Source organism: Fulvivirga aurantia, assembly GCF_009711475.1.
Lineage (GTDB): Bacteria > Bacteroidota > Bacteroidia > Cytophagales > Cyclobacteriaceae > Fulvivirga > Fulvivirga aurantia.
Map to the genome: position 1 here is coordinate 1 of NZ_SMMD01000712.1, position 6,098 is coordinate 6,098.

The 6,098-nt window shown below is 39.2% G+C and carries 9 protein-coding genes and 1 pseudogene; 5 read left to right on the top strand and 5 right to left on the bottom strand.

Annotation, left to right across the window (positions count from 1 at the left end):
- A pseudogene (locus tag E1176_RS07920) lies at positions 1-189 on the bottom strand (DUF2121 domain-containing protein); the annotation flags it as partial.
- 58 nt (positions 190-247) lie between these two features.
- Here E1176_RS07920 and E1176_RS07925 point away from each other — a divergent pair.
- Positions 248-958: an RDD family protein gene (locus E1176_RS07925; RefSeq protein WP_155210075.1), complete on the top strand. Its 711-nt coding sequence runs from the start codon at positions 248-250 to the stop codon at positions 956-958.
- Positions 958-1,197 (top strand): cytochrome b5 domain-containing protein, encoded by a 240-nt coding sequence (locus tag E1176_RS07930; protein ID WP_155210076.1) that lies wholly within the window; start codon positions 958-960, stop codon positions 1,195-1,197. The genes E1176_RS07925 and E1176_RS07930 overlap by 1 nt, the downstream gene beginning before the upstream one ends.
- Positions 1,198-1,241: 44 nt before the next feature.
- Here E1176_RS07930 and E1176_RS07935 read toward each other — a convergent pair whose 3' ends face one another.
- Together E1176_RS07935 and E1176_RS07940 are read right to left on the bottom strand one after the other, a co-directional pair.
- On the bottom strand, positions 1,242-1,802 hold the full coding sequence (locus E1176_RS07935; protein ID WP_155210077.1) for a peptidase: 561 nt from the start codon (positions 1,800-1,802) through the stop codon (positions 1,242-1,244).
- Between the two features lie 317 nt (positions 1,803-2,119).
- Positions 2,120-2,902 carry a peptidase gene (locus tag E1176_RS07940; RefSeq protein WP_155210078.1) on the bottom strand — a complete coding sequence of 261 codons (783 nt, stop codon included), beginning with the start codon at positions 2,900-2,902 and terminating at the stop codon, positions 2,120-2,122.
- 51 nt (positions 2,903-2,953) lie between these two features.
- On the opposite strand from E1176_RS07940, the gene E1176_RS07945 reads away from it, so the two are divergent.
- Genes E1176_RS07945 through E1176_RS07955 form a run of 3 tightly spaced genes read left to right on the top strand, consistent with a single transcriptional unit; the run spans position 2,954 to position 5,195 of the window.
- Entirely contained in the window at positions 2,954-3,799 is an 846-nt protein-coding gene (locus E1176_RS07945) for an N-acetylglucosamine kinase (RefSeq protein ID WP_155210079.1), read from the top strand.
- A 3-nt stretch (positions 3,800-3,802) separates the two neighbouring features.
- Entirely contained in the window at positions 3,803-4,618 is an 816-nt protein-coding gene (gene murQ / locus E1176_RS07950) for an N-acetylmuramic acid 6-phosphate etherase (RefSeq protein WP_155210080.1), read from the top strand.
- Positions 4,605-5,195 (top strand): hypothetical protein, encoded by a 591-nt coding sequence (locus tag E1176_RS07955; RefSeq protein ID WP_155210081.1) that lies wholly within the window; start codon positions 4,605-4,607, stop codon positions 5,193-5,195. The genes murQ and E1176_RS07955 overlap by 14 nt, the downstream gene beginning before the upstream one ends.
- 4 nt (positions 5,196-5,199) lie before the next feature.
- Here E1176_RS07955 and E1176_RS07960 read toward each other — a convergent pair whose 3' ends face one another.
- Positions 5,200-5,808, bottom strand: coding sequence for a SprT-like domain-containing protein (locus E1176_RS07960; protein WP_155210082.1), 609 nt, complete (start codon positions 5,806-5,808; stop codon positions 5,200-5,202).
- Positions 5,809-5,881: 73 nt separating this feature from the next.
- Positions 5,882-6,098 (bottom strand): hypothetical protein (locus tag E1176_RS07965; RefSeq protein ID WP_222933116.1); only part of this gene is annotated, 217 nt, incomplete at its 5' end.

Genomic DNA, 6,098 nt, shown 5'->3' on the forward strand with positions numbered 1-6,098 from the left:
ATTAAAATTATCGGCTTTAAGTCTATAAGGTAAATCAACATGACCATCTGTGATTATAAACTTTTTGGCGAGTTCCTCGGCTTTAGCACGCAGCTCCTCATCTGTAGGCTCTGAGGTGGCTTCTTCAGAAGCCTGCTTACCGCATGAGGCTAGAATGAGAACAAGGAATAGAATATTTAATAGTTTCATTTTCATATAGTTTATTCAGGTAATTATTAATTTTGAAATTTATTGAAAATTGCCGTGCATGCAAAGTGTAAATATTCGAACGGCTCAAAACGTAGGTATACGTTATCAACTTGCTGGTTTAGGAGCAAGAATGGCCGCATTTGCGATTGATACCATCGTTCAGGGAGTCTATGTAATTGCCATCGCTTATATTTTGGTCAAGATAAATTTAGACACGACCTGGATATGGATGAGCCTTTTATTACCTGTCTTATTTTATCATTTGATTTGTGAGATTACCCTCAATGGGCAGAGTATTGGCAAGAAACAATTAAATATTAAAGTCGTGCGTGTAGATGGGTCTCCTGCTACTTTAGGAGGCTATGTATTGCGGTGGATATTGCGGCCGATCGATATCAGCTTGTTTTCCGGTGGTGTAGCCGTGGTGAGCATTGTAATGAGTAAGCATGGGCAGAGACTTGGGGATATGGCAGCCGGAACCACAGTGGTAAAAGTCGCTCAGGAAATGAAAGTTTCTTCTCACGAGCTAATCAATAATCTTCAAATCGATTATAAGGTGACTTTTCCAGAGGTACGCTTGTTGAGTGATTCGGAAGTTAACCTTATAAAAGAAGCGCTTGCAGTCAATAAACAACAAGCGAATGTAAAACCGGTACTTGCAATTTCTCAAAAAATAAAAAGTTACTTAGGTGTTCAATCTGACCTGCCCCCGGTTAAGTTTCTATACACAATTATTAAGGACTATAAATACGTTACTTCTCAAGGTTGATGGACAAACTACCAGAGTATACCCACTCACAATTGGCACTCAGAAACGGACAAGATAAAGAAGAGGTTTGGGTGGCTTATAAAGCCGTTATCTATGATGTAACCAAATCTAAATTATGGAGAGATGGTAAACATTACGAGCACTGGTCTGGGCAGGATCTAACCGATGAACTGCCAGACGCCCCTCATACTGATAAAGTTTTTGATAAATTTAAAGCTATAGGAAAACTTAGAAAGTAAAAAGTGGAGTAAGTAAGAGTACCCTTATCGGGCACTCTTGATTTTTATTTCCCACCATTCGCCTGTAAGTCTGCCCTACATTGAGCGTCTAATTTTTTTGGGCTACTAAGGCCTATCATATCGCTCATAGAGAAGTCTGTTACTGCCTTGTAGTACATAAGACAGTTAGTTGATGTACAATGAGCCCCCTTTTCAGCGTGATGATGATTAGATTGAATTTCTGTGCCATTATTGGTTAACCCGAGCAGGTGACCAAACTCATGATTAACTACCGTTGAAGACAATAATCTATTAGATGGCTGGCCTACTTTTCCTGAATTTTTCTCGATTGATTTTTGAAATAATACGATAGAAGTATTATTGTAAGCTAAGCCTAAAGTCTTATGTTCAGAATTATTATTAACGGAATAATCGCCATCCACAATTAATATATAGGCACTTAGATTACCACCTTTAGTAAAATTAGACCTATTGTTATCTTCTATTGCTCTTATGTCAGATAGCGTGTAAAGGTCTTTATTAAGTGAAGATATTTCAGTTTGTACTATATTTATCCCATCGGGTTTATTCAATAGTTCTTCACTCATATTTTTCAGATTATCCATAAGGGCCTGGTTAGGTCTATGACCCGAAGGATATTGGATTTCAAAAGTTAAACTTGTGTATGTATCAGATGATAAAAAATCTGTTGAAGACGCTCCAACCGGAAGTCTATGATTTGCACTGGAGTGTGGTAATTCATCCTCGGCAGTGGTGCATCCAGGCAACAAATTCAAACAGAATAAGCAAAATAAACCGTTAAATAGACACTGAATTAACCTTTTTTTCATCGTTAAGATTTTTAAGGTTAATAGATGCAAGTTTAATACTAACTTGCTAAATCAATAAAAAAGGTCACTCAAAACTAAGTGACCTATTTGGGTTATTTCCCACCATTCGCCTGTAAGTCGGCAATGCATTGGGGATCTAGCGGAGGTGGAGAACTCATACCGACCAAATCGCTCAGGCCGCCACTAGTTTCAGCTTGCCAAAACATGAGGCAATCCTGTATATCACAGTGAGCGCCATTTGCGGCATCGTGGTGATCTGATTGTACTGGTGTTCCATTATTAACCAAGCCTAAGATATGTCCAAATTCATGGTTCATAACGGTGGATGTAAGCAAGGAGGTTGATGGTTGGCCCAGCCCGCCTGAGTTGTCTTCAATAGTTTTTTGAAAAAGAACCATAGAAGTATTCCTATGAGCTATACCCAGCACTTTAGAGTTTTCAGAGTCTTTGGAATATCCGCCATCGGCCAGGAAGTAATAGGTAGATACAGTATTGCCGCTTGTAAATTCTGTACGGTTACTATCTTCAATTTCTCTTAGCTCATCAAGGGTATAGGTCGATTGACCTGGGGCTGCTATCTCACTTGTTTTGATTGTGATATTGCCTTTGTTTAGTCGACTGCTTAATAATTCCTTTAGATTATTTATAGCTCCTTGTGGTGGAGCATATCCTTCTGCATATTGAATCTCGACTACCAAATTAGTGTAGGTATCGTCTGATAACAAATCGTTGGCAGAGACACCGACACTTTGCTTGCTATCTTCATTTTTTGGCTGGGGGGTTTCATCATCACTACCTCCACAGCTAAATAATACGGTAGAAAGAGAGATGATGAACATAAATTGAAATAGATTTCTAAATAGTGTTTTATTCATAACTTAGATTTTTAAAAAATATACGTTTCTAATGCTCACAATAGATTTTTCATGATTTTAATTGCAGATAGTGGCTCATCGAAAACCGACTGGCGGATACTTCAACCTGATGGAAAAATAACACAAGCCAAAACAATAGGTTTCAATCCATTTTATCAATCTCAGGAGCAGCTTGATATAGAATTGCGACATAAATTAATGCCTGAGATCAGTGAGGAGGTAACTAAAGTATTTTATTATGGTGCTGGTTGCAGTACAGAAGCCAACATAAATCTAATAAAAAGTGTCCTGCAAAGTTTGTTTAGCAAGGCCGATATTGAAGTTCATCATGATTTATTGGCTGCTGCCAGAGCTCTTTGTGGTCATGAGCCAGGGATTGCCTGCATAATTGGAACAGGTATAAACTCTGCTTATTACGATGGAAAGCGAATAGCTGAAAATACTCCGTCATTAGGCTATGTTTTGGGTGATGAAGGTGGCGGGACTCACCTGGGCAAGCAGTTGCTGGGTGATTATATTCGTAAAGATTTACCTAAAAATCTGGAGGACCGATTTTTTAAGAGATTTGGATTGACGAGAGATGACATCCTGGATAGCGTTTATAAAAATGAGCGTCCAGGAAGGTTTATGGCTGGTTTTTCTACTTTTATTTTTCAGAATATTAATGAGCCATACTGTCATACGCTAGTCTATGAAAGCTTCAAAGCTTTTTTTGAAAAAAATGTAATTAAATACGAAGCCCATAAAACGCAGCAAGTACACTTTACCGGTTCTGTAGCATTTTATTACGGCAACATCTTAAGACAAGCAGCCGCTGATTTATCGATATCTGTAGGTAAGGTAATAGAGTCACCAATTGCAGGGCTAACTTTATACCATCAAAAAGAGTTAAACTAACCTATGAGTACAACCGAATCACCCTCCAATTTTGATAACCTGGAAGAAATGTCTGTCAGGGATATTCTTGTAAATATTAATCAGGAAGACTCAACAGTGCCTAAAGCCATTATGCGAGCTATGCCTCAGATCGAGGCACTGATTCCGGAAATTGTAAATCAATTGCAAAAAGGAGGCAGGCTTTTTTACATTGGGGCGGGCACAAGTGGCAGACTGGGAGTTGTTGATGCATCGGAAATACCTCCCACCTTTGGTATGCCCCATGGAGTTGTTATCGGTCTTATTGCCGGTGGTGATCATGCCATAAGAAAAGCAGTAGAATTTGCTGAAGATGATACTGAACAAGCCTGGAAAGATATGCAGGAGCATCAAATTAATCACAAAGATGTGGTTATTGGCATAGCAGCTTCTGGCCGTACCCCATACGTAATAGGTGGTGTAAAAGCAGCAAAAGAAAAAGGCTTAATAACGGGTTGTATTGTGTGTAATAGAAATAGCGAATTGGCTAAAAATGTAACCTTTCCTATCGAAGTAGTGGTAGGTCCTGAATTTGTGACCGGGAGTACACGTATGAAGGCCGGGACTGCTCAAAAACTGGTGTTGAATATGATTTCTACCGCGGTTATGATACAGATGGGTAGGGTAAAGGGTAATAAAATGGTAGACATGCAATTGTCTAATAATAAACTCGTAGATCGCGGAACAAGAATGCTGATGGAAGAGTTATCAATTGGTCGAGACGAAGCTGAGAAACTGCTCAAAGAGCATGGATCAGTGAGGAAGGTAATTGATAAAATAAGAAAAGATGCACGAGATTGAGCCATACTATAATTGGTTACAATATTATAATCCAGCAGAAGACCAACTATCACCCTATTTCGGTAAACAATACAATTTTGATCTTTATTCAGACACCATCTATGGGTATTACATAGACCCGTCATGGGATTTTATTGGTTCTGAGACTCTCTATATAAAAATACTTTTTGCCGACTATCACGAAGGCTTTTGCATCATAGAGTTTATTGGTGAGTGGAATGATACCATCAATAATGACATCATGCACCTGAAGAGAAATATTGTAGACCATCTCTTAAGTCAAGGCATAAACCAATTTGTACTTATAGGGGAGAACGTCTTCAATTTTCACGGCTCTGACGACAGCTATTATGAAGATTGGTTTGAAGATGTAGAAGATGACACTGATTTTTCTAAACCCGGGTGGATTGCCGCAGTCAATTTTGCTGATCATGTAGCGGACGAGTTTAAAAATTACAACATCGATAATTATGTGAATATGGGCGGTACGCTTAATATTTCAAACTGGCGAACCATGGCACCCCGGCAATTATATGGGCATGTCGATAAACTGATAACCCAACGATTGGGTATGTAGGAGTCTAGGCTGCTTCTACCTGGGCGAGTTTTGAGATCAAATACTTTTTTCCTGTAGATACTTCAAGGCATACATAGCGAGTTCTTCTCAGCGTTTGTTTTTTAAATACGCGGTTGCCCAGCACAAATTGTTCGCCAACTTTTACATCGGATAAGAACAGCTTAGGCTCAGTGTCATAGGCAGATAGCGATTTGTATAACCCGGGATCGGTGCAAGAGGAGGCCTTAGGGTTCTTGAGGTATTTTGCTAAAGCACGTAGCATCGGGTCAGGAAAAACCTCATTGCTAAGTAATGGCAACGCCACATGCTTAAAGTTTTGCTTCCACTCTTTGCCGTGAGGCATTACTTTTCTACCAAACTCTTTATAGGTCAGCAGATGAGCTACTTCATGTAGGTAGGTCACTAAAAAAGAGTATTTATTCAGATCCAGGTTTACAGAAATCGAATGAGATTTATCATTAGGATTGTACCTGTAGTCTCCTAGTTTAGAGGCTCTAGGTCTTTTGAGCTTAAAATTAAAAGGGTGTGCAAGCCATAGCTCCAGACAATAGTCTACAGCTGCCTCAGGCACATGCTTTTGTAGAATCTGGCGAAATTTGGAGGTGTTACTCAAACCGTGGACTTATATTTTAGGCATAAAAAAAGGGCTTAATATTTAAGCCCAATTTCGTAGTTGTTTGCTGAAATTATTCAGAAGCAGTTGAATCATCTTCAACTTCTTCTTCTACTTCCTCAGCAGCTTCTTCCATTTCGTCACCAGCTTCTTCGCCAGCTTCCTCTACTTCTTCAGCAGCTTCTTCTACCTCTTCACCAGCTTCTTCTACCATTTCGGTAGCTTCAGACTCGTCTTTAGCTTGGTTTCCACAAGCAACAAATCCAAACATAAAGCCAGCAACTAACAAT

Coding starts and splice junctions, on each gene's coding strand:
- E1176_RS07930 (WP_155210076.1), top strand. CDS start 958: ATGGACAAACTACCAGAGTATACCCACTCACAATTGGCACTCAGAAAC.
- E1176_RS07955 (WP_155210081.1), top strand. CDS start 4,605: ATGCACGAGATTGAGCCATACTATAATTGGTTACAATATTATAATCCA.
- E1176_RS07945 (WP_155210079.1), top strand. CDS start 2,954: ATGATTTTAATTGCAGATAGTGGCTCATCGAAAACCGACTGGCGGATA.
- E1176_RS07940 (WP_155210078.1), bottom strand. CDS start 2,902: ATGAATAAAACACTATTTAGAAATCTATTTCAATTTATGTTCATCATC.
- E1176_RS07935 (WP_155210077.1), bottom strand. CDS start 1,802: ATGGATAATCTGAAAAATATGAGTGAAGAACTATTGAATAAACCCGAT.
- murQ (WP_155210080.1), top strand. CDS start 3,803: ATGAGTACAACCGAATCACCCTCCAATTTTGATAACCTGGAAGAAATG.
- E1176_RS07925 (WP_155210075.1), top strand. CDS start 248: ATGCAAAGTGTAAATATTCGAACGGCTCAAAACGTAGGTATACGTTAT.